This is a genomic window from Nesterenkonia haasae (assembly GCF_010119385.1).
In the GTDB taxonomy this organism is placed as follows: domain Bacteria; phylum Actinomycetota; class Actinomycetes; order Actinomycetales; family Micrococcaceae; genus Nesterenkonia; species Nesterenkonia haasae.
In genome coordinates this window covers 277,653-304,375 of sequence record NZ_VFIE01000017.1, presented here as the reverse complement: position 1 = coordinate 304,375, position 26,723 = coordinate 277,653, and the positions used below count along the sequence as shown (strand labels likewise).

Here is a 26,723-nt window from a genome sequence, read left to right as displayed (position 1 = left end):
GCTGTCATGTTCGCAGCGAGGGGCTACGCTATTGACATGACCGTTTTGCAGACCCGGTACCTTGGCTTCGATCCAGCGCTCGTCGACTACGCCGAAGCCTGGGAGCTCCAACGCCGGCTTCATAGCCAGATCCTCAGTGGAGAGGCTGACTCGACGCTGCTTCTGCTTGAGCATGCCGATGTGTATACAGCCGGTAAACGCACGGAGCCGCAAGACTGCCCGGTAGACGGCACACCCGTTATTGACGTCGACCGGGGAGGGAAACTCACCTGGCACGGACGTGGACAACTGGTGGGATACCCACTGTTGCACCTCCAAGATCGAAGCTCAGTCAAGGACTATGTCTGCACTCTCGAGAATGTGATCATCAAGATCCTGTCCGAGAACTACGGCATCAGCGCGACCCGCGTCGAGGGACGTTCCGGAGTGTGGCTCACTGACAACGGCGATGTTCGAAAAATCGCCGCAATCGGTATCCGGGTGCACCGCTCGGTGACTATGCATGGCTTCGCACTGAACTGTTCCAATGACCTCGCCCCGTTCGGAAAAATCATCCCCTGCGGTATCAGCGACGCTGCTACGACGACGATCAGCGCCGAACTCGGCCGGACCGTCACGCCTGCCGACATCGCTCCCCGGATTGCGGAGGAATTACAGGCAGTGCTCCCACGTTATGTGTCATCACGGGCAGATGCAGCCAGTTCTGGTGTCACTGACTTGCTCACTGCCAAGAAAGAGTCAACGCTCGAGGAAGAGGTCTCACGGTGAGTGGATGCGCCCCAGCAGCGGCAGCAACTGGAACCATAGCCCCGGAGGGCCGCAGGATGCTCCGGGTCGAAGCCAAGAACGCCGCAGTGCCGGTGGAACGCAAACCCGAGTGGATGCGCACCAAGGTCAAAATGGGCCCTGAGTTTGCTGACATGAAGAAGCGCGTCGGTGGAAAAGGGCTCCACACTGTCTGCGAAGAAGCAGGCTGCCCCAATATTTTCGAATGCTGGGAAGATCGGGAGGCGACGTTCCTCATCGGCGGCTCCGCGTGCACGCGACGGTGCGATTTCTGCGAGATCGACACTGGCCGCCCAGCAGCCCTGGACGAGTCAGAGCCGCTGCAAGTAGCCGAGTCAGTCCGGGAGATGCAACTGCGCTACGCCACCGTGACCGGTGTCGCCCGCGACGACCTCCCCGATGAAGGAGTGTGGCTCTACGCCGAGACGATTCGAAAGATCCACGAGCTCAACCCTGGGACCGGGGTCGAGATTCTCATTCCCGACTTCTCTGGTCGGCCTGAGAACATCGCTGGTATCTGCGAGTCCAAGCCTGAGGTCTTTGCACACAACGTGGAAACGGTGCCACGTATCTTCCGCCGAATTCGCCCAGCATTCCGCTACGAGCGCTCTATGGACGTTCTGACGCAGGGCCGCAGCCACGGGATGATCACCAAGTCCAATCTCATTCTCGGTATGGGTGAAACCCGAGAGGAAATTTCAGAAGCTCTTCAGGACTTGCACGACGCCGGCTGCGACCTCCTCACCATTACGCAGTATCTGCGGCCGACACCCCGCCACTTGCCAGTGGACCGATGGGTAAAGCCCCAGGAGTTCTTGGAGATATCTCAGGAAGCGGAGGAAATCGGATTCCTCGGTGTGATGTCCGGGCCTCTGGTTCGCTCCTCCTACCGGGCCGGGTCGCTCTGGGCAAAGGCCATGCAGAAAAAGGGCTGGCCCATCCCGGACGAGCTCTCTCACATCGAACCCTCCGGGCAGACGAAGCAGGAGGCCGCCACCCTCGTGGCCGCCGGGTTCTAGCGGAGCGGGGTGCCGATCTGCGCTGGCATTCCACCACTAAGGTAAGCGGAATCGGACCGGACCACCACGGCGAATCCTCACCTGCCCTGCGGTAGACTGGGTGCATCATGGCAGATTCCAGAATTTCCAAACAGCAGGCTAAGGCTGAGCTGAAAAAGCTCCGCGAGCAGCAGAAGACCGAAAAGAAGCAGCGCAAAGCGTCCCGGAAGGCCAAGAAGGCCTCAGGCGAGGGCTTCTTCTCACGCATCAAGCAGGTCTTCAATATGACCCGCACCTACGACCCAAACATCGCATGGTGGATGCTGCTTGCCGCTGTCGTCACGTTTGCAGTTGTCTTTGTCATCACGCAGTTCCTCTTCCACTGGATTGTGGCACTATTCGTGTCGTTGCCGTTCGCACTGCTCGTTGCCATGATCATCATGAACCGCCGTGCGGAGAAGGCGGCTTTCGCCCGTATCGAGGGACGTCCAGGCGCCGCGGCCGCTGCCCTGAACACTCTCCGCCGCGGATGGGTCGTCACAGAGGAACCCATTCAGATGGACCCCAAGACTCAAGACGCCGTCTTCCGTGCCATCGGCAAGCCAGGCGTGGTGCTCGTGACCGAAGGTCCACCGGCGCGTGCTAAAAAGCTGGCAAGCAAGGCCCAGAAGCGACTACGCCCGGTTCTCAGAGATGAAGTTCCAGTGCATATTGTTCAGACTGGACGCGGCCACGAGCAGGTCCCGCTGTCCAAGCTCACCAAGCACATCAAGAAACTGGACAAGTCACTGAACAAGCACGAGGTCCACGCCGTCGAGCGGCGTCTCTCCACCCTCCCAATCGGCAGACCTCCCATCCCCAAGGGGGTCGATCCGTGGCGTGCTCGGCCCGATCGCAAGGCGTTGCGCGGCTAGCTCTCGCTTGTCCAGCCAGCCTGGACATCTCATGCCGCTATCTTTGATAGACTCACTGATTGTCTGGCAGGCGAATGCGAACCTTTCGCCGTAGTTACCGAGCGACCGGCAGCTCGGACTCTCCTCAGTTTTTCTTCGGAGGCCAGGTCATGTCATGCCACTGCCATGACAGCGAATAAACACACATGCCGAAAGCAGAAAGAAGTATCGTTTTATGCCAAAAACTCCTTTGCGTGCGCGCCGCACGGTCAAGGCCTCCCGGGCACTTGGCATCGCGCTGACGCCCAAGGCTCAAAAATACCTGGACCGCCGTCCCTACGGCCCCGGTCAGCACGGTCGCACACGCCGCCGCACTGACTCTGACTACGCAGTGCGTCTGCGTGAGAAGCAGAAGCTGCGCGCCCAGTACGGCATTCGCGAGGCTCAGCTGACCCGTTACTACGAGGAAGCCAAACGCCAGAGCGAAGGCCTCACCGGTGAAAACCTGATCGAGCTCCTGGAATCACGTCTTGACGCCCTCGTGCTGCGCGCAGGATTCGCTCGCACCATCGCACAGGCGCGCCAGTTCGTGGTGCACCGCCATATTCTCGTCAACGGCAAGCGCGTGGACCGTCCGTCCTTCCGCGTCAAGCCTGGCCAAATGGTCCACGTTCACGAGCGCAGTGAGAAGTTTGAGCCTTTCCAGATCGCGGCCGCAGGTGCACACCAGGAAGTTCTTCCGGCAGTACCGGGTTACTTGAAGGTGGACCTGGATTCTCTGCAGGCAACTCTCGTCCGCAGGCCAGAGCGCGCCGAGGTTCCAGTCACTTGCGAAGAGCAGCTTGTCGTCGAGTACTACGCACGCTGATCGGTTCTGGGCCATGGGCCCATGGGGTGTGAAGTGATCCGCTCTGCGGACCCGTTCACACCCACAGAGCCAACGCAGAGCCCGTCGTGTCCCCCGGTGGATGCGGCGGGCTTTCTGCGTACTCCCCCTCACGTAAACTGAGCCGGGCGCCACACACTCGGCACGCCCCGTCGTCGTTAAGTCTGACCCGCAGGAGAGAACCCCCCGATGAAGTCGCAGGACATCACCCGCACCTGGTATGACTACTTCAGTGCGAAGAAGCACACTATTGTGCCGTCAGCCTCGCTGGTGTCCCCGGAACCTTCCCTGCTGTTCACCATTGCAGGCATGGTGCCGTTCATCCCTTACTTCACCGGTGCTGAGACCCCGCCCTACCCACGAGCTGTCTCGGTCCAAAAGTGCATCCGGACCGAAGACATCGAAGAAGTGGGCAAGACTGCCCGCCACGGAACCTTCTTCCAAATGTGCGGCAACTTCAGCTTCGGCGATTACTTCAAAGAGACTGCCATCCCTATGGCATGGGAGCTGCTTACCACCCCCATCGCAGGGGACCCCCAGACCGGGCTGCGCGGATTTGGCCTAGACCCTGACCGGTTGTGGGTTACCGTCTACGAGCACGACGACGAAGCCTTCCAAATCTGGCGGGACACAGTGGGTGTGCCCGAGACGCGCATCCAGCGGTTCGGCCCAGAGGACAACTACTGGAACACCGGTCAGCCTGGTCCGGGCGGACCGTGCTCAGAGATCTACTACGACAGAGGCCCATCGTATGGAGCTGAAGGCGGGCCTGCAGCCGATGAGGACCGGTATGTGGAGATCTGGAACCTGGTCTTTATGCAGTACCGCCTCTCGGCCGTCCACTCCAAGTCTGACTTCGAGGTTGCTGGACCGCTGGAGAACAAGAACATCGACACCGGCCTCGGTCTCGAACGCCTGGCGATGATCCTCCAGGGCGCCGAGAACATGTATGAAACGGACCAAGTCCGCCCTGTCCTGGACCGCGCCGCGCAAATGGCTGGTGTCACGTATACCTCAACTGAAGATCCCTCTGATCCGAACCACGCAACTGATGTTCGGTTGCGGATGATCGCCGATCACACCCGAAGCGCGCTGATGCTGATATCCGATGGTGTTCGACCATCCAATGAAGGCGGCGGCTACATTCTGCGTCGGCTCATCCGGCGCGTCATCCTTGGTATGCGTCTGTTGGGTGTGGAGAAGCCTGTATTCGGCGAACTCATCCCCGTCTCCAAGGACGCCATGAAAGGCGTCTACCCAGACGTTGCGGAACGCTTCAACACCATCCATGCGACCGCAGTGAAGGAAGAGCAGGCCTTTCTGCGAACCATCAGTGCGGGCACCGCGCGGCTGGAATCAGCGGTCGCCGCCGCAAAAGCCTCAGGAACGCCGCTAGCCGGGGATGACGCATTCGCCCTGCACGACACCTACGGCTTCCCGATCGACCTCACCCTGGAAATGGCTGAGGAGGCGGAAGTGCGTGTAGATCAAGAGACGTTCCGAAAGTTGATGGCCGAGCAGCGCAGACGTGCCCAGGCTGACGCCAAGGCCAAGAAGTCAGGCCACGCCGACACTGAGCTGTACCGGCAGATACTGGGCGGTTCTGCCACTCATTTCACGGGGTACACTGAGCACGCCACAGAGGCGACCGTGATAGGAATCCTCGCCGCGGGCCAGGCTCAGTCCAGTGCGACAGCTGGCCAGGAGATTGAAGTGGTCCTGGACGCCACACCCTTCTACGCTGAGGCTGGTGGCCAGGCGGCCGATACCGGCCAAATTACCGGCGATGGCTTCGTCATTGATGTCCAGGACGTCCAGTCGCCCATCAAGGGACTTTCAGTTCATCGAGCCAGAGTCATCGACGGCGAAGTGTCGGTGGGCGCCCGTGCGCTTGGCGCCATCGATGTCCGGCGACGGCTCGACGCGCAGAAGGCCCACACCGCCACCCACATTGTGCATGCGGCTCTTCACGATGTGTTGGGTCCCGACGCCGTGCAGGCTGGCTCCTTCAATAAGGAAGGATACCTGCGCTTCGACTTCACACACGACGACGCCCTCTCCCCCGGTGCCCGCCAAGAGCTGGAAGAGATATCGAACCTCTCGATCAGAGACAACTATGCCGTAGAGACTAAGACCATGGCCCTAGACGAGGCCAAAGCGCTAGGGGCTATGATGCTCTTCGGTGAGAAGTACAGCGATGAAGTCCGAGTCGTCGAGGTCAACGGCCCCTGGTCTCGCGAACTCTGCGGCGGCACTCACGTAACGTCCACCGCCGAAATCGGCACTCTCGCCCTGCTCTCGGAGGCCTCCGTCGGGTCCGGCAACCGTCGTGTTGAGGCCCTCGTGGGGCTCGACGCTTTCAAGCACTTCGCGGCCGAACGGACTCTTGTCAACCAGCTGACAGAAATGCTCAAAGTGCCAGCCGATCAGGTACCGGACCGCATTTCCGCCACCCTCCAGAAGCTGAAGGACGCTGAGCGCGAGTTGGAACGACTCCGATCTGAGCAGCTTCGTCACCAGGCCGGTCAGCTTCTGGATCAGGCTGTCGACGCCGGCGGAGTCACCGTTCTCACCTACCACGCCGGGTCGGCTGAGAGTGATGATCTGCGGCAGTTGGTCATGGACCTTCGTGGCCGTTTTGGGGCCCAGGCGGCGGTGGTCGCAGTCGCTGCTGAGGCGAAAGGCCGACCGGTCGTGGTGGTGGGCACTACGGACGCTGCCCGCACTGAAGGTCTTTCAGCCGGTGATTTGGTCAAGCAAGCTTGTGCTGTCCTCGGCGGTGGTGGCGGAGGAAAGCCTGACCTAGCCCAGGGCGGTGGCCAAGATCCCGCTAAGATCGACGATGCGCTTCGTTCCGTGCTTGCCGCCGTGCAGAACCGATGATCGCAGCGCTATGACTTCTGAACGCGCAGGTGTGCGACTTGCAGTCGACGTAGGCGACGCTCGGGTGGGACTGGCAGCCTCAGATCCGGATGCACTACTGGCAACCCCGGTGATGACGCTTCGTCGCGATAAGAACCAGGGATCCGACCTGCGGATGATCACCCGAATTATCCAGGACCGTGACTGCAAGGTGGTGTATGTGGGGCTTCCGCTTTCACTCTCAGGAGTCGAGACCCCATCCACTCAAAAGGCACGTGAGTTTGCCCGGGCGCTGGTGGAGTACTGCTCTGCAGAGCTGCACCATGTGCAGGTACGGCTCATCGATGAGCGTCTGTCAACAGTCTCGGCATCGGAGAAGATGCGCGCCTCGGGGGTCGAATCGCGGAATCAACGCGCGGCCATTGATCAGGCTGCGGCCGTGGAAATTCTCACCCACGCCCTCGATATACGCGCCGCCCAGGGAGCAGAACCAGGTACTCTGGTTATCCACAACTCGGCCTAGGTCCTTGTCGCCGTGACCCCCGAACGGTCATGCTGAACCTATGCAGGTTACATGTCCCGTCTCAGGAGAGTTCTCGCTCAAGGACCATCTGTACCGTCCCGGTCTCCCCTTCTCCTCCGAAGAGCTGCAGACCATGACCCATCGTGGAATCATGCGGCATCTCATCGCTGATGTGTATACAGAATCTGTCCTCACTGACTCGCCAGAGCTGCGCGCCGCCGGTGCCCACGCACTGCTGAATCCGTCATTGGCCGAAACGTCTATTCTCTGCGGTGAGAGCGCGGCCTGGGTCCACTTGGGCATCTCTGCCCCGGAGCGGGTCAGCGTCATTGTAGGCCGGCATACCATTCACCAATCATCACCTCTAGGCGTACAAGTGCATAGGGCCGCGCTCAGCGATGATGAGAAACAGATCTACGGGCCGCTGTGCTGCACAACTGCTCTGCGTACCGCAGGGGATCTGTTCTGTGGGATCGGTGTGCGGCACCTCAGACGGGCCCTAGACTTGCTGCTGGAGGGCGGATCTCGCGTTGATCGGATTCTTCAGCAGTGGCCGGCAGCCCACGAACCTCTGCTGGGTAGAGATGAGGACGTCGTCGCTATCGGGGCTGAAGATGAGAGCACTCTGCATCAGCGTTGGTACTTGATCTCCCAGCTGATGCGGCAAACGGATGCAAGTGCTGAGGAGCTGGCGGATACGGTGATGCGGATCGTATCCCGGACCAGCTGGGATCATCGCCGTCGAGAGAGGATCCGGCAACTAGTGAATCAGTGCGTTTCGCGCCGCTTACCGACAGTCCGGTAGACGTCATAGACCCCGTCGATCCGCCGCACCGAGTTCAGCACATGGTTCAGATAGCGTGGGTCGCCCATCTCAAAACTGAAACGCGACACTGCCACTCGGTCTCGAGAGGTCTGAACCGTGGCGGAGAGAATATTGACTTGAGACTCGGCAAGCGTGCGAGTGACGTCTGAGAGGAGTGACTTCCGGTCGAGGGCCTCTACCTGAATTTCCACTAAGAAGACCGAAGATTTGGTGGGTGCCCAATCCACTTCTACAAGACGGCCCGGTTGTTCCCTGAGCTGCTTGACGTTGCGGCAGTCGGCACGGTGAACCGAGACTCCTTGGCCTCGTGTGACAAACCCCTCGATGTCATCGGGCGGCACCGGGGTGCAACATCGGGCCAATTTGGCCAGGACATTGCCGGCACCTCTGACCGTCACCCCTGCATCGGAGTACTCCGAGGGTCGAGTTGACGGCGAGGTAATGGGGGTGATGTCGTGCTCCTCGGACTCCTCTTCGTCCGTGTCGAAGAGTGAGCTGAGGTGATCAAGGACGTTCTGGATAGAGACGTGCTCTTCGCCGATTCCTGCGTAAAGGCCGGAGATATCGGTGTAGTGAAGCTCTTCAGCCACTGTCAGCAGCACATCGGGGTTCATGACCTTCTGTAGGGGAAGATTTGATTTCCGAGTTGCTTTGGTGAGCATTTCCTTGCCGCGCTCGATTGATTCTTCGCGGCGTTCTTTGGAGAACCAATGCCGAATCTTATTCCGAGCCCGGGCTGACTTAACGAACATCAGCCAATCGTTAGAAGGACCCGCGCCTTCTGCTTTCGAGGTGAAGATCTCGACCCAGTCACCATGATTGAGCTCCGAGCTCAGCGGCACCAGTTTGCCGTTGACCCGCGCACCAATTGTCTTGTGTCCCACATCGGTATGGATCGCGTACGCGAAGTCCACCGGCGTGGCCCCAGCAGGCAACGAAATGACCTCCCCTTTGGGGGTGTAGACGAACACCTCACGGGTATTGATCTCGTTGCGCAGTGACTCTAGGAATTCATCTGGGTCAGTCGTTTCGGACTGCCAGTCCACAAGGGAGCGCAGCCAACCGATGTCCTCAGTGGCTTGTGACTGTTGAGTGGCGCCCTTAGCTGGTGAAGCCGAGGCTGCGGCGTCGTCCTGTTGTCCGCCTTGGCTAGGACGCTGGTCCTGTTTGTACTTCCAATGAGCTGCCACACCGTACTCGGCTCGCCTGTGCATCTCATGAGTGCGGATCTGCACCTCAACGGGCTTCCCGGCCGGGCCCAGAACTGTCGTGTGCAGTGACTGATACATGTTGAACTTCGGCATGGCGATATAGTCTTTGAACCTGCCAGGCAGCGGGGACCACCGCGCGTGGAGTGCACCAAGAGCTGCATAGCAGTCCCGCACCGAATCAACGAGAACGCGGACACCCATCAGGTCATGAATGTCGTCGAATTCTTTTCCTCGCACGATCATCTTCTGGTAGATCGAGTAGTAGTGCTTGGGTCGGCCCGTTATGGTTGCCGAGATACTTGACCCGTTGAGGTCATCGGCAATGGTTTCGCGTACCTGGGAGAGGAACTTCTCCCGCTGCGGTGTGCGATCACCCACCAACCGGACGATCTCCTCATACACCTTTGGATAGAGGGCAGCGAAAGACAGATCCTCCAGTTCCCACTTCAGAGTATTCATGCCGAGTCGGTGAGCCAATGGAGAAAAGATCTCCAGGGTCTCTTTGGCTTTGCGCGCGCTCTTCTCCGGTGGCACGTAGCGCCATGTCCGGGCGTTGTGGAGCCGGTCGGCGAGCTTAATCATCAGCACCCGAATGTCTTTGGCCATTGCCAAGACCATCTTGCGCACTGTTTCGGCCTGTGCGGCGTCGCCGAACTTCAGTTTGTCCAGCTTGGTCACCCCGTCTACCAGCTGGCTGATCTCCTCCCCAAATTCGGTAGTGAGCTCCTCCAGGCTGTAGTCGGTGTCCTCCACGGTGTCGTGGAGCAGCGCAGCAGCCAGTGTCGACCCATTGAGGCCCAGTTCGGCAAGGATGGTGGCGACCGCAACGGGGTGGGTGATGTAGGGATCGCCTGATTTGCGCTTCTGGCCTCTGTGGTGATGCTCTGCGGCGGCAAAAGCTCTACGGATCAGCGGGAAGTCATTCTCTGCGCGGTTGGCCCGCACTGCCCTGAGCAGGGGCTCCAATAGTGGGGAGTCCTCGGACTGGGCGAGCGACCCAACAGCGCGCGACCGGCGAACGGGTGCTGTGTGAGTACCCGCTGTTGTGGTGGGGTCTTGTTCGGAGGCTGTGGCCGCCGCCCCTGTAACCGGTGCGCTGTTACTGTTCACGCTCGTGGTGCCTGCTCCCTCATGACAATTGGCATGCAATGTGGAGACAGTCTAACGCTGTTCATCGCCTGAAGATTCCGGCGTGTCGCCACTGACGACCAAGTCCCAATCCAGAATCTCTACATCCTCAACGTCATCAGGTTCGTCCGGTTCGGGCAGCGGCGGGAACGCCACTGGTTTCCCGTTCTCATCCATGGGAGTCCCCGAGTACGTCACGGCGCCGACCTCTCGGTCCTTACGCAGGTTGAGGACGAGCTCAGTGTGAGCAACGACATCAGAATCACCGCGCCGCATCCGGGCGTACAGCGGGGCCTGTACGAAAATGGTCGCGATGGTGCCCACGATAATCCCCGTGAACAATGCGAGGGCAATGTCCCTCAGCGTGCCAGCGCCTAGGAGCCAGGAGCCGATGAAGAGGATGGAGCCTACCGGGAGTATGCCTACTACGGAGGTGTTGATTGATCTGACCAAAGTTTGATTAATCGCGAGGTTTACCCGCTCCGTAAACGTCTGGTCCTTCTGCTCTTTCAGCGGTCGAACGTTTTCGCGTATCTTGTCGAACACCACCATCGTGTCGTACAACGCGTAGGACAAGATGGTGAGGAAACCGATAATCGCACTTGGGGTGACTTCGAACCCAGTGGCTGAATAGATGCCAACCGTCACCACGACGACGAACCCGAGTCCCCCTATGGCCGCTACGGACATCTTCCAGGTTCGGAAGTACAGGGCCATGTAGACCGATACAAGCAGCAGGAAGACCCCTAAGCCGATCATCATCTGCTGCGAGACGTGCTCACCCCAGACAGGGCCGATGAAAGTGGAGGACACCTGGTCCGGTCCGACTCCGTAACCCTCCTGGAGAGCCTGACCGACCTCTAGAGTCTGTTCTTCATCGAGCTCTTCAGTCTGCACACGAATCGTCTGATCCGTGATCTGAGTGACAACAGCTTCCTGACCGGAGACATCCTGGACCGCATCTTCGCCGATGGCAATGTCCGTGTTCTCAGTCTGGGAAATGGTGAACTCACTGCCTCCAGTGAATTCGATGCCGAAGTTGAAACCCCCGCGGACGAAAGGTATCGCGATGGAAACGGCAACCAGCAGCGCTGCAAGGAGGAACCACAGGTTCGACCGCTGCACGAACGGATAAGACCGCTCACCGGTGTAGAGCTGATTGCCTGCTGTGGCGAATCCTGCGGCCATCAGCGATCAGCCCCCTCTGCCATTGACTGCTCCTGCTCGTGAAGGCGGTCTTGCCGGGCCTTCCGCCGCTCGGCGATTGTCATATTTGCCCACTGTTCGTCCGATATATCTGGAACATCGCGTCGCGAGTCGGACCTGGCGCCATCCGCGGCACCCCCGAGCGGTGAGGCCTCCCCTTCCCTGGCACCGCCGACGACGGCCGCAGCAGCGTGGTCGGAGTAGACCACCTGAGATCGGGCAAAGCGCCCGGCCCCCTTGTAGAGGACGTCCACGCCCAGCTCTCTAGCGCTGAGACCTGAGAATCGTTTACCGGCGGCGAAGAACTTGCGCCGGGCCAATAGCTGCATCAGCGGATGCGTGAAGAGGAAGACGAGGATCACATCGATCAGCGCTGTGAGTCCGAGGGTGAACGCAAAACCCCGCACATTGCCTACCGCCACCAGATACAGCACGACAGCGGCGATGATGTTCACTGCTTTGGACGCGAGAATGGTTCGCCTGGCTCGGGACCAACCAGCTTCAACGGCCCCCGCGAGGGACCGTCCTTCTCTCAGCTCGTCTTTGACGCGCTCAAAGTACACCACAAAGGAGTCCGCGGTGAGGCCGATGGAGAGGATCAACCCAGCGATGCCGGCCAGCGAAAGCCGGTAGCCGTCTGACCATCCTAAAAGCGAGATGGCCCACCACGTGATGAGACCCACCACAATGAGGGATGGGATAGTCACGGCCAAGGCCAGTGCCCGGTACTGGTACACGGCGTAGCCAGCAGTGAGGATCAGCCCAATGATGCCGGCGAGAAGGCCCATACGCAACTGGTCGGACCCGAGTGTGGCTGAAATCTGCTGTTCGGACTCAATCTGGAAGGAGATGGGCAGTGAGCCGTAGCGCAGCTGTTCAGCGAGATTGCGGGCTTCCTCATCGGTGTAGCCGCCTGTGATGCGGGCGTTGCCGTCGGTGATCGGGCTGATCATGTTCGGCGCCACGACGACCTGACCGTCCAGGACAATCCCGAATCGGTTTTGTGGAGTCCCCTGCTCGTAGCCGAAGAGGCGGGTCGAAGACTCCCGGAACTGCTCCGTACCGGTGGAGTCGAAATGGATGACAGTCTCGTATGCTCCCGTGGGGGTGCCGTCCTGACGGGATTCGGTACCCCAACTGGCGTCGTCGATATTGTCACCGTCCACATCAACCGGACCCAGCAGGAGCACCTCACCAGTATCCGGGTTGCAGGTAATCAGTGGCTCATCGGGCTCCTGGGCTTCGCGTTCGGCCAGAGGCAGGTCCCGAGTGCACTCGTAGTTGTAAAAGTCAGCGGCACGTTCAGGGGTGATCCAGTTCAGGTCTGAATTGTGTTCTGGTTCGGCGGTGGGTTCGTCGAAGTCCTCAGGTCTGGCCTGCTCATCTTCTTCGAATTCCTCGTCCTCTTCCAGGGCCTCGACTTGACTGAGGATCTCTTCTCTTTCCTCATCTGTCAGATCGGGGTTCTCCGCAATTTCTTCGATGCGCATCTCTTCGACATAGTTCGTGTCGAACCGGGAGTCGAGCAGCGGCCGAAACTCCATGGCGGCACTGGCTTGGATCAGTTCGCGGGTCTCTTCATCGGGTACCCCCGGCATTCCCACCACGACGTTCTCAGCACCTTGGACTGCGATCTCCGCCTCGGCCACACCGGTACCATCGACACGCTGGCGGATGATCTCCACCGCCTGTTCAAGCTGATCGTCGTCAATCTCTTCACCCGTCTCGACCTGCGGAGAGAGCACCATTTGGGTTCCGCCCTCGAGGTCGAGGGCCAGCAGCGGGGCCCACTGGGCCTGTCCTTGCTGGACGCCATACGCTAGTCCGCCGCCCATGCCGATGAGCAGCAGAAAGAGGACGACGAGTGCGGCGCGTGCCCTCCGCACGGGTTTTGATGCGGCCATCAGTGCTGCTGCTATCGAGGATCGGAGTTGTCAGGTGCGGTGGGGTCAGTGTCTGTCTGATCCGGGTCCAACGCATGGATGTCAGCTGCCAGGTCGGGATCCGGCTCAATGACCTGCTGAACGGCCTGAAGGAGAAAGTCCATACGATCTCCATGGGAGAATTCGAGGGTAATGCGCTGACGTTCGTCATCGCGGCTGATCACCCGGCCAACGATCCCGCCGGCTGTCACTACTTCAGCACCTACAACGGCTCCCTCATTGGCTTTGCGCACATCTTCGCGCATTTTACGACTGCGCCGCCACGTCGCAAAGATAAACAGCGCCAACAGCCCGAACATCAAGAGCATGAAGATTGCGCTGCCGCCGGCTTCACCGCCTTCTCCGCCAGCAACGGGGGTGTTTGCGGCCACGGGGAACAGATGCAGTGTCAAGGAGTCAATCACAACCGGCCACCCTAACAGTACAAGCTGTACATTTACTCATTCCACAGCGGAGACGTCTTTTCGTCACTCTCCGCAGGCGGAGTGAGCCCGAGGTGCTCCCAGGCCGCCTGAGTAGCAACCCGCCCTCGTGGAGTGCGCGCCAGGAGACCTTCGCGCACCAGATATGGTTCGGCGACTGTTTCAACGGTCTCGGTCTCCTCACCTACCAGGATGGCAAGAGTGGACAGTCCAACTGGGCCACCACGAAACTTCTTGCACAGGGCCTCCAGCACCGCACGGTCCAGGCGGTCCAGACCCAGTGAATCCACCTCGTAGGTGTCAAGCGCCTGGGAGGCCGCCTCAATGTCCACCAGGTCCACCCCATGCACTAGTGCCCAGTCCCGTACTCGGCGCAGCAGGCGGTTGGCGATACGGGGTGTGCCCCGCGAACGTGATGAGATCTCGACGAAACCTTCGGAGGTGACCTGCGTGTCCAGCATTCCGGCCGAGCGGCGCAGCACTTTCTGAAGCTCCTCCGGGCTGTAGAACTCCAGGTGGCCGGTGAAACCAAATCGGTCACGCAGCGGCCCTGGAAGCAGCCCCGCCCGGGTGGTCGCTCCGACCAGCGTGAAGGGAGAAAGCTCAAGAGGTATTGAGGTCGCGCCAGCTCCCTTCCCAACAATGATGTCTACCCGGAAGTCTTCCATCGCGATGTAGAGCATCTCTTCGGCGGGTCGGGACATTCGGTGAATCTCGTCAATGAACAGGACCTCACCGTCGGTCAACGACGACAAAATCGCAGCCAGATCACCGGCATGTTGGATAGCGGGACCCGAGGTGATGCGTAGGGCCGCCTGCATCTCACCTGCGATGATCATGGCCAATGTGGTCTTGCCTAAGCCTGGCGGGCCTGACAGGAGCACATGGTCAGCGGCCGTGTTCCGCATCCGCGAAGACTGCAGAACCAGGGACAGCTGAGTGCGCACGGTGGTCTGCCCGACAAAATCATCCAGAGCTTTGGGCCGCAGAGCAGCTTCAAGAGCTTTCTCCTCAACGGCCGGAGCTGCCCCGACCAGCTCCCGTGGATCAGTACCGCTCACGGTCCTCCTCAGCCCTTAGAGTGCCTTCCAATTCTCGGGTTCCCGCCACGGTCATCCGGTGCTCGCTTTCGCGGTACCCAGCGCTCGGAGCACCGTCCGGAGCACAGTGGATGTGCCGGCGTCAATCAGATCCGGATCAGCCGAGAGCGCGTCGTCTAGGGCTTGAGTTGCATCTCTTTCCGTCCACCCCAGCGATGTGAGGGCGGCCCGGACTTCCGCCTTGGTGACGTCAGTCGGCAAAGAAGCAGCTTTCTGCCTTTCCCCGGGGGCAGGTGTTTCTGGGTCGATGATGAGTTTGCCGGCGAGCTCAAGCAGAATGCGTTGAGCGGTCTTCTTCCCGATACCAGGCACCTTGGTGAATGCTGAAGTGTCCGAGTCGCGAATCGCTAGACGCACCTCATGAGGAGTGTGGACGCTCAGTACGGCCAGCGCCAGCCGGGGTCCGACGCCAGAGATGCCGAGCAGAGTGGTGAAAATCTCGCGCTCGTCTGAATCGGCGAAGCCGAACAGCAAAGGGGCCTCATCCTGCCGCGGCACGAAATTGGTGTGCAGGAAAGCGTGCTGTCCAGCACGCAGGCCCCCGAGCGTCTGAGGAGTGGCGTGAACAGTCAACCCGAAGCCGGAGACTTCCACCACTGTTCGGTCGAGCCCCACATGGAGCACCTCACCACGGATACTGGAGATCATCGGTCACCTCATGTGAATCGGACGCTGCGGAATAGAAACTATCTTCGATTAGGATATCGGTTCCTTACCCATCGCAGGGTGAATCAGCGCCGCGTGGCGCGCCGCTCGGCTTCCTGCCAGGCGCGTTGCGCGGCAGTGAGAGCTCCTGCGTTGTTTGCTGCCGCCTTCTGCAGTGCAGTACGTGACCCCTGGTGGGTCTGGGTTGTTGCGGTCATGCTGTATTTCGCGCCCACTCCGGAACGCCACCCGTGGCAGATCGCGACAGCGTAGGCATCGGTAGCGTCTACGGGCTTGGGAAGCCCCGGAAGACTGAGGATTTTTTGCACCATTCTGGCCACCGCGCCTTTCTCCGCTCGGCCGTCGGAAGTGACCGCGGCTTTCACCTCTGAGGGCGTATGCCAAGCTACCGGAATCCCCCGGGCGGCCGCAGCAGCGATCACCACACCAGAAGCCTGGGCTGTGGCGATCGCCGTCGGGGCGTTGGAAGAGGCGAATACGCGTTCGATGGCAAGCACATCCGGAGCGAATCGGTCCAGCAGGGTCTCAGCCGCCCGCTGGATCTCCAGTATCCGGACTGCCAGGTCCTCGGCGCTGTTGGTGCCTTTGACCTCCACATGCAGAGACTCGCCCGACCGGTTGGGCTGCATCTCGACCACGGCGAACCCGCAGCGGGTCAGACCTGGATCAACGCCCATGATCCGCTGGGCCACATGGGACGTTCCAGCAGTGGAGGCTACGCGTTGGACTGCGATTATTCTGCTCCTAGGTCTCGGCCTCAAGAGCAGCGAGTGTCTCGGAGCTCAGGTCAGCATTGGTGTGGATGCTCTGCACATCGTCCAGATCATCTAAGGCATCGTGGAGTCGGATGAACTTCTTGGCGTCATCGAGCTCCAGGTCAATCTTCATCTCTGACACAAAGGCAACATCATCGGAGTCATACCGAATGCCGGCGTCGTCGAGCCCCTTGACCACCTCTTGCAGGTCGGTGGGCTCAGAGTGCACCTCGAAGTGCTCCTCACGTTCCAGCACCTCTTCCACGCCTGCCTCCAGAACGGCTGCGAGGAGGTCATCCTCCGTCACCCCGTCGGCGGTGGGCACCGTGACCACACCCTTGCGCTGGAACATATAAGCCACCGAGCCGGGATCTGCGACCGTCCCCCCGGAACGGGTGACTGCGGTACGCACATCGGCGGCGGCACGGTTGCGGTTATCGGTGAGGCATTCCACCAGCAGCGCAGAACCTGCTGGACCGCGGACCTCATAGGTGATCTCTTCGTATTCGACAGCGTCACCTGTCAGCCCAGCACCGCGCTTGATCGCTCGATCAATGTTGTCATTGGGCACCGACTCTTTCTTGGCTTTCTGAACAGCCAGCGCCAGGGCGGGATTTCCCTCAACGTCCGGGCCCCCATTACGTGCAGCAACTTCGATGTGCTTGATGTACCTGCCGTTGATCTTTGCGCGCTTAGCATCTACTGCGGCTTTGCGATGTTTGGTATTGGCCCATTTGGAGTGACCGGCCATAGTTCTCCTCGTGCATTTTGGTTGCAACAGGCAACGTTTCGGTAGTCTGATTTCCAGACTACTCGTAACGAAGGAGATGCTGTGGCAGAGACACCTTGGACGCGGACGCTGGATTATGACTATCCGGATATGACCACGGTCGACGACGCCGCCTGGGCCCCCGCGCGTGAAGCCGCCATAGAAGCCCAGAGAACCCGGGTGGAGGAGATCGCCGCTACGGCTGAGCCGGCCACCGTGAGCAATGTTCTGCGCGCCTTTGCGCTCTCCGGCAAAGAACTAGACCGATTGCAGCGTGCCTTCGGCGTCGTGGTCGCCGCCGACGGTACCGAGGCGCGACAACAGGTACGCACCGAGGCCGCACCGATGATAGCCGCTCATACAGACTGGCTCACTCTGCATCCCGGACTGTTCGCCCGTTTCCGGCAGCTCCAAGAACGTATCGCTTCCGGTCAGGAGGAGTCGACTGCGGAGCAGAGGTGGTTCCTGGATCAGCTCATCCTGAAATCCACAGTGGCCGGTGCAGATCTCAGCGATGCAGACCAGCAGCAGCTTAAGGCCCTCAACCAGCAATTAGCACAAGAGGAAACCGCGTATTCGCGCCTCCAGGTCCACGAGGCCGCGCAGTCTGCGGTCTTCATCGAGTCGGCTGAGGAGCTCACTGGCCTCAGTGCGAGCAAAATTTCCGCAGCGCGCACAGCAGCTCTGCAGGCAGGTCACGATTCCGGGTATCTCCTGCACCTCACCATGCCGGCCCAACAGCCGGTCTTGAGCTCCCTGAGGCATCGCGCCACGCGCAGAAAGGTGCACCAAGCCTCCGTGGGTCGCGGTTCGCTGGCTGGTGCCGACGGTCGGACCACCCGGCAAATCGGCAGCCGGATCGCGGTGCTGCGCGCCCGGAAGGCCAGGTTATTGGGATATGAGAATTTTATGGAATCCGTACTGCCGCTGCGTACCGCACCGAGTCGTAACGCTGTGGAGTCTATGCTGCGCCGAATTGCCGCGGAGGCCACGGACCGTGCCGAGAAGGAAGCCCGGCGTATCGCTGAGTATTTGGGGTACGAGCCCGAACCCTGGGATGTGACGTTCGGGATCGAACAAGTTCGCCAGAGGCAGCACGACGGCACAGCCTCTGCTGACCTTTCTCTGGATGATGCGCTGCACCGGCTTTTCGACGCCGCTCGCCGCACTTATGGCATCACTGTGGTGGAACGAGATGATCTGCCTGGGTACGTTGCAGGTGCCCGCAGCTTCGAGGTGTTCGACGGTGAAGCCACAACGCCAGGTTCTGGACTCGGCCTCTTCCTGCTTGATGTCTACTCCCGATCCACCAAATCGGGCGGTGCCTGGATGAACGGCTTCTCCGTTCCGTCCTCGCTTGCGGGCTCGCATGCTGTTGTGACGAATAACATGAACGTCGCCCCACCGGCGGTAGGCGAGCAGACAATGCTGAGTAAGGGGGAGCAGCGCACTCTCTTTCACGAGTTCGGACACGCGCTGCACGCACTCTTGGCCGTCGCTGAGTTTCCACAGCTCTCCGGGACTGCCGTTCCCCGAGACAACGTGGAGTTTCCCTCGCAGGTCAACGAGGTCTTTCAGGAGCTCTATCGTGACCCGGTGCCTGCCGGGACAGTGCCGTCAGAGGATCAGCTCTGGGGCAAGGGCACTTCCACCGCAGAGCATGTGTCGGCCGTGGTGATCGATCTCGCCTGGCACACGCTCTCCCCCGCTGAGGCTGAGACAGCCGCTGAAGATCCCCAAGGATTTGAGCAGCGCGTGGTGGCCAACTGGGGTCTCGACCTGCCGCTGGTGCCTGCGCGCTATCACGGCGGCTGCTTCAAACATATCTTTGCCAGTGCAGGTTATGCCGCAGGGTACTACTCGTATTTGTGGGCTGAGGTGTTGGCTGAGGATGCCAATGAGTGGTTCCGAGAGGTTCTCACCGACGACGCCGCCCTGGCCCAGAGGGGCGCCCATTTCCGCCATGAACTACTCGCCCGAGGCAATACTCGTGATCCGCTTGACTCCTTCCGCGCAGCGCTGGGCCGGGATCCCGATCCCGAACCGCTCCTACGGACTTTGGCTCCGGAGGCCGTTGCTCCTCGCCCGGGAGACTCTCGATGAGCCGCAGATGCGCTGAGTAGTGTTGGATACCCACCTCTTGACACGTGACTAAATAGTCACCTATTGTGTGATTGTGACCGATCAGGATCTCGTCTTCAAGGCTCTAGCAGACAGCACCCGCCGTCTCATGCTGGACGCCCTGCACGAACAGAGCGGCCAGTCTCTGGGCGCCTTGGAGGAGATCGTGGCAGGCCACACAGATATGTCACGTTTCGGTGTCTCAAAACATCTGAAGGTTCTCGAAGCCGCCGATCTCGTGATTGTTCGCAAACAAGGACGCCAGAAGCTGCACTACCTCAACCCCGTACCCATCCGTGTGATCTACGACAGGTGGATCGACAAGTACACCGAGTCTCAGGTGCGGGCACTCACGAATCTGAAACAGAGAGCAGAGAATCACCATGAATGATCTGAGCACACAGGTCCACGGCATCTACATCGATGCCCCCGCGGAGAAGGTCTGGGCAGCCCTGACCTCCTCCGAGTACAGCAACCAATACGGATACGGCGGCGACATCGAGATTGATCTCGTGCCCGGCGGGGCTTTGCGTCATCTGACCACTGATGTGATGAAGAAGATGGGCATGGGCGAGGTGGCGGTTACCGGGACAGTGGTGGAGGCCGATCCGCCGAACAAGCTGGTCTTGGATTGGTCAGCCGTCTGGCATGACGAGCCGCCGAGCCGGCTCACCTACGAGATCGTCGAAGGACCCTCGGGCCTGACCCGGGTGACCTTGACACACGAACTTCCGCAGTCACCGGGCACCGCTAAGGACGTTGCGGGCAACGGAAATGTTGAAAATGGCGGCGGTGGGTGGCCATGGGAGCTCTCCAGCCTCAAGACGCTGCTAGAAACCGGTAAGCCTATGACCACCGCGGGCGCCTAGCGGGACTGGCGGACGACCGTCGTGATCCGTTGAATGACGGTGACTAAAGAAGCGGCTGCAAGAAGCGTCAGCACGACTAGAAGCGCTGTCTGTGGCACGCCGAGACCGACGAATCCGGTGAAGACCAGGGTCAGCACCATCCGCTCGGGTCGTTCAGCGATTCCGGTGTTGGCGTCATAGCCAAGAGATTCTGCTCGGGCTCGAATATAGGAAACCAGCAGCCCGAGGATGAGGCAGATGCCGGCAGCCACCCCGATCCAGTAGTCGTCACCGGTGCCGAAAAACCACAGCATCAAACCCAGGAAGACGGCGCTGTCCTGGATCCTGTCGAAGACGGAGTCCAGGAATCCGCCGATTTCGCTCCTCTTATCTCCGAGCCGTGCCATGAGGCCGTCAACAAGGTCGCTGAAGACGAACAGCGTGATAATCACAGTGCCCCAGAACAGCTGCCCCAAGGGATAGAAGATCAGGGCCCCAAGGCTCACTCCCACTGTTCCGATCACCGTCACCGCATTGGGCGTCAGGCCCAATCTCAGCAAGAACCGGGCAAGGGGGGTGAAGACGGCAGAGAAGAACGTACGCAAGTACCGGAGCATCAGGTGCCAGCTCCCTCCGCCCAGGCTTCAGCCACCAGGCGTCGTGTCTCTCCGAGGGTGGCGGAGAGGTTCTTCGTTTGGGCCACGATAGGCAAGAAGTTCGTGTCCCCGCCCCATCGCGGAACGATGTGCTGATGCAGGTGGGCGGCGATACCTGCGCCGCCCACCTTGCCCTGATTGATCCCTAAGTTAAAACCGGCAGGTTGGGCGACTCGGCGAAGCACCTCCATGGCGGTCTGCGCCAAGGTGATGAATTCGCCGGCTTCCTGTTCTTGCAGATCAGTCAGGTCAGGGATGTGCCGGTAGGGACAGACCAGCAGATGCCCGGGGTTATAGGGGTAGAGGTTCAGCAGGACGAAGCAGGTGACCCCACGGTGAACGATCAGCGACTGCTCATCACTGCGCTGCGGCCCTTGACAGAAGGGACAGTTGTTTTCATGGGTGACCTGATCCTGACCGCGCGTCTGGTAAGCAGCACGGTGTGGGTTCCACAACCGTTGGAAGGCATCAGGCACCCCGGCCAGTTCTGATGCGTCCTGGTACTGGGGCTCGGCCACGCTGATTCAGGCTTCCCGGCTCTCGATCGCCCGCACAATCCGCTCGATCGCCTCATCGATGGGGATTTGGTTCTCCTGGCTGCCGTCACGGAAGCGGAAGGAGACCGCACCCGCCTCGGCGTCGTCTCCCCCGGCAATCAGCACAAACGGGACCTTGTCCTTCGATGCTGTGCGGATCTTCTTGGGAAAGCGTTCGCTACTATCATCCAGCTCGGCGCGCACGCCTAGACGCTTCAGCTGATTCACTACATCAGCGAGGTAGTCATTGAACGGCTCGGCCACGGGAACGCCGCGGACCTGCACCGGGGAAAGCCAGGCAGGGAACGCTCCGGCGTAGTGCTCCAGGAGGATGGCAGCGAAACGTTCGATGGAGCCGAAGAGCGCCCGGTGGATCATGATCGGGCGCTGCCTTGTGCCGTCTGCGGCGGTGTACTCCATCTCGAACCGCTCAGGAAGGTTCAGGTCGACCTGCACAGTCGACAACTGCCACTTTCGACCGATGGCGTCGGTGACTTTGAGGTCGATCTTGGGACCGTAGAATGCCGCTTCACCCGGAATTTCAGTGAGTTTTAGACCTGAGTTTCGGCCGACGTTGCGCAGCGCGTTCGTCGCAGCCTCCCAGTGCTCGTCTGAACCTATCCACTTAGACTTTTCCTCATCCTTCATGGACAGTTCCAGCTCAAAATTCTCCAGACCAAAGTCCCGCAACAGAGAAATCACGAACTCAACGACACCCTGGATTTCATCCTCGAGCTGGTCTGCAGTGACGAAGAGGTGGGCGTCATCCTGGGTGAAGCCGCGCACCCTGGTCAGCCCGTGCAACGCTCCGGAGCGTTCATTGCGGTATACCGTGCCGTTTTCGGCGAGCTTCATCGGCAGGTCGCGGTAGCTGCGTCCGCGTTCCTTGTAGATCAGGATGTGCATGGGGCAGTTCATGGGCTTCAGGAAGTACTCCTGACCCTGCTTCGTGACGTTACCTGCCTCGTCGCGCTCCTCGTCCATCCTGATGGGCGGCCAAATGTCTTCTTCATAGGTAGGTATGTGGCCGGAGCGTTCGAAGAGGTCTCGCTTGGTGATGTGCGGGGTATAGACGTAGCTGTACCCGGCCGCGAGGTGGCGGCGTCGAGCGTGCTGTTCCATCTCTCCGCGGAGAATGCCTCCGTTGGGGTGCCACACAGAGAGGCCTGAACCGATGTCATCGGGGAAGCTGAAGAGGTCCAGCTCCTTACCCAGCCGGCGATGGTCGCGTCGTTCGGCCTCGGCTAGGCGTTCTTTGTAGGCCTTGAGGTCTTCCTTGGTGGGCCAGGCCGTGCCGTAGAGACGCTGCAGCTGCGGGTTGGTCTCTTTGCCCCGCCAATAGGCGCCGGCCGCACGCATGACAGAGTACGCGTTAGCGATCAGCTTGGTATGCGGCAGGTGGGGACCACGGCAGAGGTCGGTCCAGACACGCTCCCCGCGTCTGTCGACGTTGTGGTAGAGGGTGATGGTGTCGCCGCCGACTTCCATAGCGGCACCTTCTGCGGCTTCTTCCGCCTCGTCGCGCACGCCCAGCAGTTCCAGCTTGTACGGCTCATCAGCCATTCGACTTTTGGCTTCGTCAAGCGTGACGACCTCACGCTCGAAAGTCTGGGTCTGGTTGATAATCTTCTGCATCGACTTTTCGATCTTCTTCAGATCATCCGGCGTAAAGGGGTGCTCCACATCGAAGTCGAAGTAGAAGCCATCGGTGATATAGGGGCCGATTCCCAGTTTTGAGCCGGGGAAGAGCTGCTGCACTGCCTGAGCCATCACGTGTGCGGTGGAGTGCCTCAGGACGTTGAGCCCGTCCTCCGCTGAGATCTCGACAGGCTCAATGGCAGCGCCGTCGGGTATCTCACGGGAGAGATCCCAGAGCTCACCGCCGACCTTCATCACCACAACTGTGGGTGAGTCTTCGAAGAGGGTGCTGCCTGTAGTGCCCGCCTCAAGGGTCGTAGGTGCGCCATTGAGGGTGATGCTGATCTGCTCGGACACGAGTCTTCGAATCTCCTACAGTTGGTGGAAAACACTGACCACGCGATTCTACGCGCTAGCCGTGGCCCACGACGACGGCGCCGTTACCTCTTTTGGCAGCCGGGGCACCAGTAGAGCCGACGTCCCTGCAGTTCGCGCATGAGGATTGTGTGCCCACACCGCAGACACGGTGTGCCCTGGTGCCGGTAAACCCAATGGCCGCGTACCGATGCGCCAGCATTCTGGGCCCGGCCCCGCGGGTCACCATGGACGTTCGCTCCGCGAAGTCCCAGCTCGGGATCCTCTGGCCGCAGAGTGCGGATGGAGCCTTCGCGAACACCGGTGTGCAGCTGCTTGCTGATCGTGGTCCACAGCGCGAGAATCTGCTCAGCATTGAGCTCCTGTGACGGAAGGTCCGGGTCGATGCGTTCCACAAACAATGATTCTGCCCGGTAGATGTTACCTACCCCGGCGATCACACCCTGGTCCATGAGGGCAGCGGCAATGCTGATGCGGCGTCGTTCCAGGTTGCTCTGAAACCTGCCGACCATGCGGGAATCGATCTTCCCTTCAGCCTGACACAAAGGGTCAGGTCCGAGCCGTCCCATCAGCACCTCATACTGCATGGGGTTCAGCAGCCGGCACTTGACCGGACCGCGCAGATCCGCCCACCCGTGGGGCACGTGAATTCTGGTTCGGACAGCTCCCTTGGGAGCATCCGGAATGATCCACCCGGCGTCGTCATACTGCGGAGCGGCCACCCGTGAGACAGGCCGCTCCTCCCCCAGCGCATCAGCTGTGACAAAGTGGTCGTCGCCGCGGAACCCGAACGACCCGTAGAGCCCTAAGTGCACCTGCCAGATGTCCGCGTCGATGTGCACGATGAGGTGCTTGCCCCAGGCTTCAGCCCGATTGGGTGTCCGGTCCGTCAAGCGGGCGGCCCCGGCGGCAAAGCGGCCCTGTGGCGAGCTGACCTGCCACGTCTGACCAACAAACAGTTTTTGAATCCGCCCAGCGAGCCGGTGAATAGTGTGACCTTCGGGCACAGCGGACTCAGTCCAGGATTTCGCCGGTGGTTTCGTAGTGGCGGATCTTGCCGATGCGCCGGCAGTGCCGTTCGTCGCCGCTCCAGCTCGCCGTCAAGAATTCCTCTACGATGCCGGCGGCCTCATCAAGACTGTGCTGCCGTCCGCCGATGCCGACCACATTGGCGTTGTTGTGTTCCCGTGCCAATCTCGCCGTCTCTCGGTTCCACGCTAAGGCTGCCCGGATTCCGGTGACCTTATTTGCAGCGATCTGCTCACCGTTGCCGGAGCCGCCGAGCACAATACCCAGCGCAGGGGCTGAGTCCGGTGCTGCGGCGTCGTCGTGGTGTCTCCAGTCCTCAGCGACCGCCTCCGCTGCGCGCAGGCAGAAGCCTGGGTAGTCATCCTGGGCGTCGTATTCGCGGGGCCCGTGGTCGATGACCTCATAACCTTGGGCGGTGAGTTGCTGGACCAAGTGCGCGGAAACTTCCATACCGGCGTGGTCGGTGGCTATGTGGACGCGCATGGTCAACCCTCTCTGACAACTTCGGGAACAAGCGCTGACCATCATATGCTGAAGGGACTATGACCGACGAGCAGAACGATGACGCCTCCGCCCCTCAGGAACCGCAGCTGCCTGAATTCTCCCGCCGGCTAGGGGCCCCAATAGCAACAGTCCGGCCAGCCGGTAAGCCTGCCTCCCGGGTGACCGGGCGCCCGGGAGCTACGGACGGACCGGCTGTCCCCCACCAGCCTGGTCCTCCCCTGCCGAAGGACCTGGGACATATGCCGGGACCTGATGGGCGCCCTGTTCCGCAGGAGGAGAATCCGGACGCCGTGGACCCGCGCAGCTTCTACGCCCAGGTGGGTGGCCGCGAGACATTCCAGAAGATCGTTGATGTCTTCTACGACCAGGTGGCCGAGGATTCTGAGTTCAAGGCGCTGTATCCAGAGGAAGATCTCGGCCCCGCCAAGGAACGGCTGCTGATGTTCCTGGAGCAGTACTGGGGCGGACCACGCCGCTACCAGGCCCAGCGCGGACATCCTCGCCTGCGCATGCGGCATATGCCCTTCCGAGTCGATGCCACTGCCCGCGACACGTGGTTGAGGTACATGCACAACGCGGTGAAGGCCGCAGAGCTGTCGCCGATGCACGAAGCTGAGCTGTGGGACTACCTGGAACGTGCCGCGCACTCGATGGTCAATAGCTGACGGTAGGATGTACTGTCGGATCGCCTGCGATCCATGCCCGAGTAGCTCAGGGGATAGAGCAGCGGCCTTCTAATCCGCCGGTCGGGGGTTCGAATCCCTCCTCGGGCACCAGCGCATCGTCGTTCACAGCAGCGAGATTTAGGGCTTGAGGTGCCCTGTTTCACCTGCTGCCTGGCGGGTGATCCATAAGCGCAGCCGGAGGCACCTTCAAACCGGGCCCCGAGGCGGAGCTGTATGAGTCAGCGGATCGTATTGGGGCGGGCGAGGAAGATTCGAGGGTGCCTGCCTGCGAGACTCAGCGGGTAGGTGGAAGCTAGCCTCCAGCTCGGATCCGCCGCGAGTGCCGGTTCCTGAGATTCGTCAAGTAACGCGACGAGCAACCCGTTGGGGTGCATGATTCTGTGCCACTCGCTGAGGAAGCCCTCGAGGTCACCCGCATGCCGGCGGACACCCCAAGGTGGGTTCACAATGATGCGGTCAACAGTTCCTGGAGCCTCCTGGGTGTTGCCCGCATCGCCGAGGCTCCAGCTGATGCGGAGACCGGAGCCGTTGTGTTCGGCTGCGGCGATGGCGCGGGAGTCAATGTCTCGTCCAGCGAATGTGGCCGCAGGTCGTTGGGCGTGAGCTTCGAGGAGAACAGTACCCGCGCCGCAACAGGGATCGAGAACCACGTGGTGGTCTTGGATGTTGGCCAGGCGTGCCATGGCTGCTGCGACCGGTGGGTGCACGCTGCCGACAACGGTACGGGTGCGCCATGGGCGACGGTGTAGCGGAGCGGCGAATGGACGGACGCCCAGGCGCATCGTGGTGCCATCGAGGGTGATCCGCCATTGCGCGGCACCATGTGGTGGTCTTGCCCCATCGCGACGAGAGAAGTAGGAACCAATGCCCTGACGAGACAACCGCCGACCGATCGCATCCTCAATATCGAAGCGCGAATAGTTCCGGCGTCCGATGAATGACGCCGACACCGCGAAAACCGTCGGCGTGGTCAGGGCGAGCTGTGGGCCCTCGAAGTGGAGGGCTTCGGCGACCCGGGACAGGGCAGCACGCGTAACCCCCGGGTCAGGGGCTTCGGCGGCGAGGAGGAAGAGGTCGTCGGCCAAACGAGGCGGGTGGCTCAGCAGGGAGGCGTTGGCGGGCGAAACGATCAGTTGCCGTTTCGACACCGCCTCGACCGTATGACCTGTTTCGGCGATCTCGGACACAAGGACCTGTTCGAGGCCGGTCGTGGCGCGTACGACGACCTTCGAGCCAGGCGGCAGCAAACGGGGCGTAAGCGCAGTGTGTGCGCGCGTAGAAGGCATGACAAGTTCTTCCGGTCAGCGTTCGGGAGCTGACGGACGACTGCTCCCGCATCGCTAGCCGCGGGCGCGG

The 26,723-nt window shown here is 60.8% G+C and carries 25 protein-coding genes and 1 tRNA gene; 12 read left to right on the top strand and 14 right to left on the bottom strand.

Going from position 1 to position 26,723, the window contains the following annotated elements:
* The first annotated feature begins 36 nt into the window (after positions 1-36).
* From lipB to FH975_RS01480, 7 genes are all read left to right on the top strand, one after another.
* The gene (gene lipB, locus FH975_RS01510) at positions 37-768 is read left to right on the top strand and encodes a lipoyl(octanoyl) transferase LipB (RefSeq protein WP_162319713.1); all 732 of its coding nucleotides are present in this window, start codon (positions 37-39) and stop codon (positions 766-768) included.
* Positions 769-824: 56 nt separating this feature from the next.
* Positions 825-1,805, top strand: coding sequence for a lipoyl synthase (lipA, locus tag FH975_RS01505; RefSeq protein ID WP_162319712.1), 981 nt, complete (start codon positions 825-827; stop codon positions 1,803-1,805).
* Positions 1,806-1,912: 107 nt separating this feature from the next.
* The gene (locus tag FH975_RS01500) at positions 1,913-2,698 is read left to right on the top strand and encodes a DUF4191 domain-containing protein (protein ID WP_162319711.1); all 786 of its coding nucleotides are present in this window, start codon (positions 1,913-1,915) and stop codon (positions 2,696-2,698) included.
* A gap of 214 nt (positions 2,699-2,912) precedes the next feature.
* Complete coding sequence (gene rpsD / locus FH975_RS01495; RefSeq protein WP_162319710.1) at positions 2,913-3,545, top strand: 30S ribosomal protein S4; 633 nt, start codon at positions 2,913-2,915, stop codon at positions 3,543-3,545.
* Between the two features lie 207 nt (positions 3,546-3,752).
* Positions 3,753-6,446, top strand: coding sequence for an alanine--tRNA ligase (gene alaS, locus FH975_RS01490; RefSeq protein ID WP_162319709.1), 2,694 nt, complete (start codon positions 3,753-3,755; stop codon positions 6,444-6,446).
* A 10-nt stretch (positions 6,447-6,456) separates the two neighbouring features.
* Positions 6,457-6,948 (top strand): Holliday junction resolvase RuvX, encoded by a 492-nt coding sequence (ruvX, locus tag FH975_RS01485; protein ID WP_153077595.1) that lies wholly within the window; start codon positions 6,457-6,459, stop codon positions 6,946-6,948.
* Between the two features lie 40 nt (positions 6,949-6,988).
* Positions 6,989-7,753 carry a hypothetical protein gene (locus FH975_RS01480; protein ID WP_153077594.1) on the top strand — a complete coding sequence of 255 codons (765 nt, stop codon included), beginning with the start codon at positions 6,989-6,991 and terminating at the stop codon, positions 7,751-7,753.
* Here FH975_RS01480 and FH975_RS01475 read toward each other — a convergent pair.
* The 8 genes from FH975_RS01475 to FH975_RS01440 form a co-directional block, all read right to left on the bottom strand.
* Positions 7,717-10,095, bottom strand: coding sequence for a RelA/SpoT family protein (locus FH975_RS01475; RefSeq protein ID WP_194250981.1), 2,379 nt, complete (start codon positions 10,093-10,095; stop codon positions 7,717-7,719). The genes FH975_RS01480 and FH975_RS01475 overlap by 37 nt on opposite strands.
* A 51-nt stretch (positions 10,096-10,146) precedes the next feature.
* Complete coding sequence (gene secF, locus FH975_RS01470; RefSeq protein WP_162319708.1) at positions 10,147-11,301, bottom strand: protein translocase subunit SecF; 1,155 nt, start codon at positions 11,299-11,301, stop codon at positions 10,147-10,149.
* The gene (gene secD / locus FH975_RS01465) at positions 11,301-13,223 is read right to left on the bottom strand and encodes a protein translocase subunit SecD (RefSeq protein ID WP_162319707.1); all 1,923 of its coding nucleotides are present in this window, start codon (positions 13,221-13,223) and stop codon (positions 11,301-11,303) included. The genes secF and secD overlap by 1 nt, the downstream gene beginning before the upstream one ends.
* 11 nt (positions 13,224-13,234) lie before the next feature.
* Complete coding sequence (locus FH975_RS01460; RefSeq protein WP_162319706.1) at positions 13,235-13,666, bottom strand: preprotein translocase subunit YajC; 432 nt, start codon at positions 13,664-13,666, stop codon at positions 13,235-13,237.
* Positions 13,667-13,698: 32 nt separating this feature from the next.
* Complete coding sequence (gene ruvB / locus FH975_RS01455) at positions 13,699-14,721, bottom strand: Holliday junction branch migration DNA helicase RuvB (protein WP_162320031.1); 1,023 nt, start codon at positions 14,719-14,721, stop codon at positions 13,699-13,701.
* Between the two features lie 75 nt (positions 14,722-14,796).
* Complete coding sequence (gene ruvA / locus FH975_RS01450) at positions 14,797-15,432, bottom strand: Holliday junction branch migration protein RuvA (protein WP_162319705.1); 636 nt, start codon at positions 15,430-15,432, stop codon at positions 14,797-14,799.
* A gap of 83 nt (positions 15,433-15,515) precedes the next feature.
* Complete coding sequence (ruvC, locus tag FH975_RS01445; protein ID WP_328821724.1) at positions 15,516-16,142, bottom strand: crossover junction endodeoxyribonuclease RuvC; 627 nt, start codon at positions 16,140-16,142, stop codon at positions 15,516-15,518.
* Between the two features lie 52 nt (positions 16,143-16,194).
* Positions 16,195-16,956 (bottom strand): YebC/PmpR family DNA-binding transcriptional regulator, encoded by a 762-nt coding sequence (locus FH975_RS01440; RefSeq protein ID WP_153077588.1) that lies wholly within the window; start codon positions 16,954-16,956, stop codon positions 16,195-16,197.
* Positions 16,957-17,037: 81 nt separating this feature from the next.
* Here FH975_RS01440 and FH975_RS01435 point away from each other — a divergent pair, with 81 nt between their 5' ends.
* The 3 genes from FH975_RS01435 (at position 17,038) to FH975_RS01425 (ending at position 19,964) form a co-directional block, all read left to right on the top strand.
* Positions 17,038-19,077: a M3 family metallopeptidase gene (locus tag FH975_RS01435; protein WP_162319704.1), complete on the top strand. Its 2,040-nt coding sequence runs from the start codon at positions 17,038-17,040 to the stop codon at positions 19,075-19,077.
* 73 nt (positions 19,078-19,150) lie between these two features.
* Positions 19,151-19,486 carry an ArsR/SmtB family transcription factor gene (locus FH975_RS01430; protein WP_162319703.1) on the top strand — a complete coding sequence of 112 codons (336 nt, stop codon included), beginning with the start codon at positions 19,151-19,153 and terminating at the stop codon, positions 19,484-19,486.
* The gene (locus FH975_RS01425; protein ID WP_153077585.1) at positions 19,479-19,964 is read left to right on the top strand and encodes an SRPBCC domain-containing protein; all 486 of its coding nucleotides are present in this window, start codon (positions 19,479-19,481) and stop codon (positions 19,962-19,964) included. The genes FH975_RS01430 and FH975_RS01425 overlap by 8 nt, the downstream gene beginning before the upstream one ends.
* Here FH975_RS01425 and pgsA read toward each other — a convergent pair.
* The 5 genes from pgsA to FH975_RS01400 form a co-directional block, all read right to left on the bottom strand.
* Positions 19,961-20,563: a phosphatidylinositol phosphate synthase gene (pgsA, locus tag FH975_RS01420; RefSeq protein WP_162320030.1), complete on the bottom strand. Its 603-nt coding sequence runs from the start codon at positions 20,561-20,563 to the stop codon at positions 19,961-19,963. The genes FH975_RS01425 and pgsA overlap by 4 nt on opposite strands.
* Positions 20,560-21,117 carry an HIT family protein gene (locus tag FH975_RS01415; RefSeq protein WP_328821723.1) on the bottom strand — a complete coding sequence of 186 codons (558 nt, stop codon included), beginning with the start codon at positions 21,115-21,117 and terminating at the stop codon, positions 20,560-20,562. Before FH975_RS01415 ends, pgsA begins: the two co-directional genes overlap by 4 nt.
* 6 nt (positions 21,118-21,123) lie before the next feature.
* Complete coding sequence (gene thrS, locus FH975_RS01410; protein ID WP_162319702.1) at positions 21,124-23,130, bottom strand: threonine--tRNA ligase; 2,007 nt, start codon at positions 23,128-23,130, stop codon at positions 21,124-21,126.
* An 83-nt stretch (positions 23,131-23,213) separates the two neighbouring features.
* A complete protein-coding gene (locus tag FH975_RS16845) occupies positions 23,214-24,155 on the bottom strand; it encodes an Fpg/Nei family DNA glycosylase (protein WP_162319701.1) in 942 nt (313 codons plus the stop codon).
* Positions 24,156-24,162: 7 nt separating this feature from the next.
* Positions 24,163-24,660 (bottom strand): ribose-5-phosphate isomerase, encoded by a 498-nt coding sequence (locus tag FH975_RS01400; protein ID WP_153077580.1) that lies wholly within the window; start codon positions 24,658-24,660, stop codon positions 24,163-24,165.
* 311 nt (positions 24,661-24,971) lie between these two features.
* On the opposite strand from FH975_RS01400, the gene FH975_RS01395 reads away from it, so the two are divergent.
* Both FH975_RS01395 and FH975_RS01390 read left to right on the top strand, forming a co-directional pair.
* Complete coding sequence (locus tag FH975_RS01395) at positions 24,972-25,346, top strand: globin (RefSeq protein WP_328821760.1); 375 nt, start codon at positions 24,972-24,974, stop codon at positions 25,344-25,346.
* Positions 25,347-25,381: 35 nt separating this feature from the next.
* Positions 25,382-25,457, top strand: a tRNA-Arg gene (locus FH975_RS01390).
* Positions 25,458-25,585: 128 nt separating this feature from the next.
* Here the strand turns inward: FH975_RS01390 and FH975_RS01385 are convergent.
* Complete coding sequence (locus FH975_RS01385) at positions 25,586-26,653, bottom strand: methyltransferase domain-containing protein (protein ID WP_162319700.1); 1,068 nt, start codon at positions 26,651-26,653, stop codon at positions 25,586-25,588.
* Between the last annotated feature and the right edge of the window lie 70 nt (positions 26,654-26,723).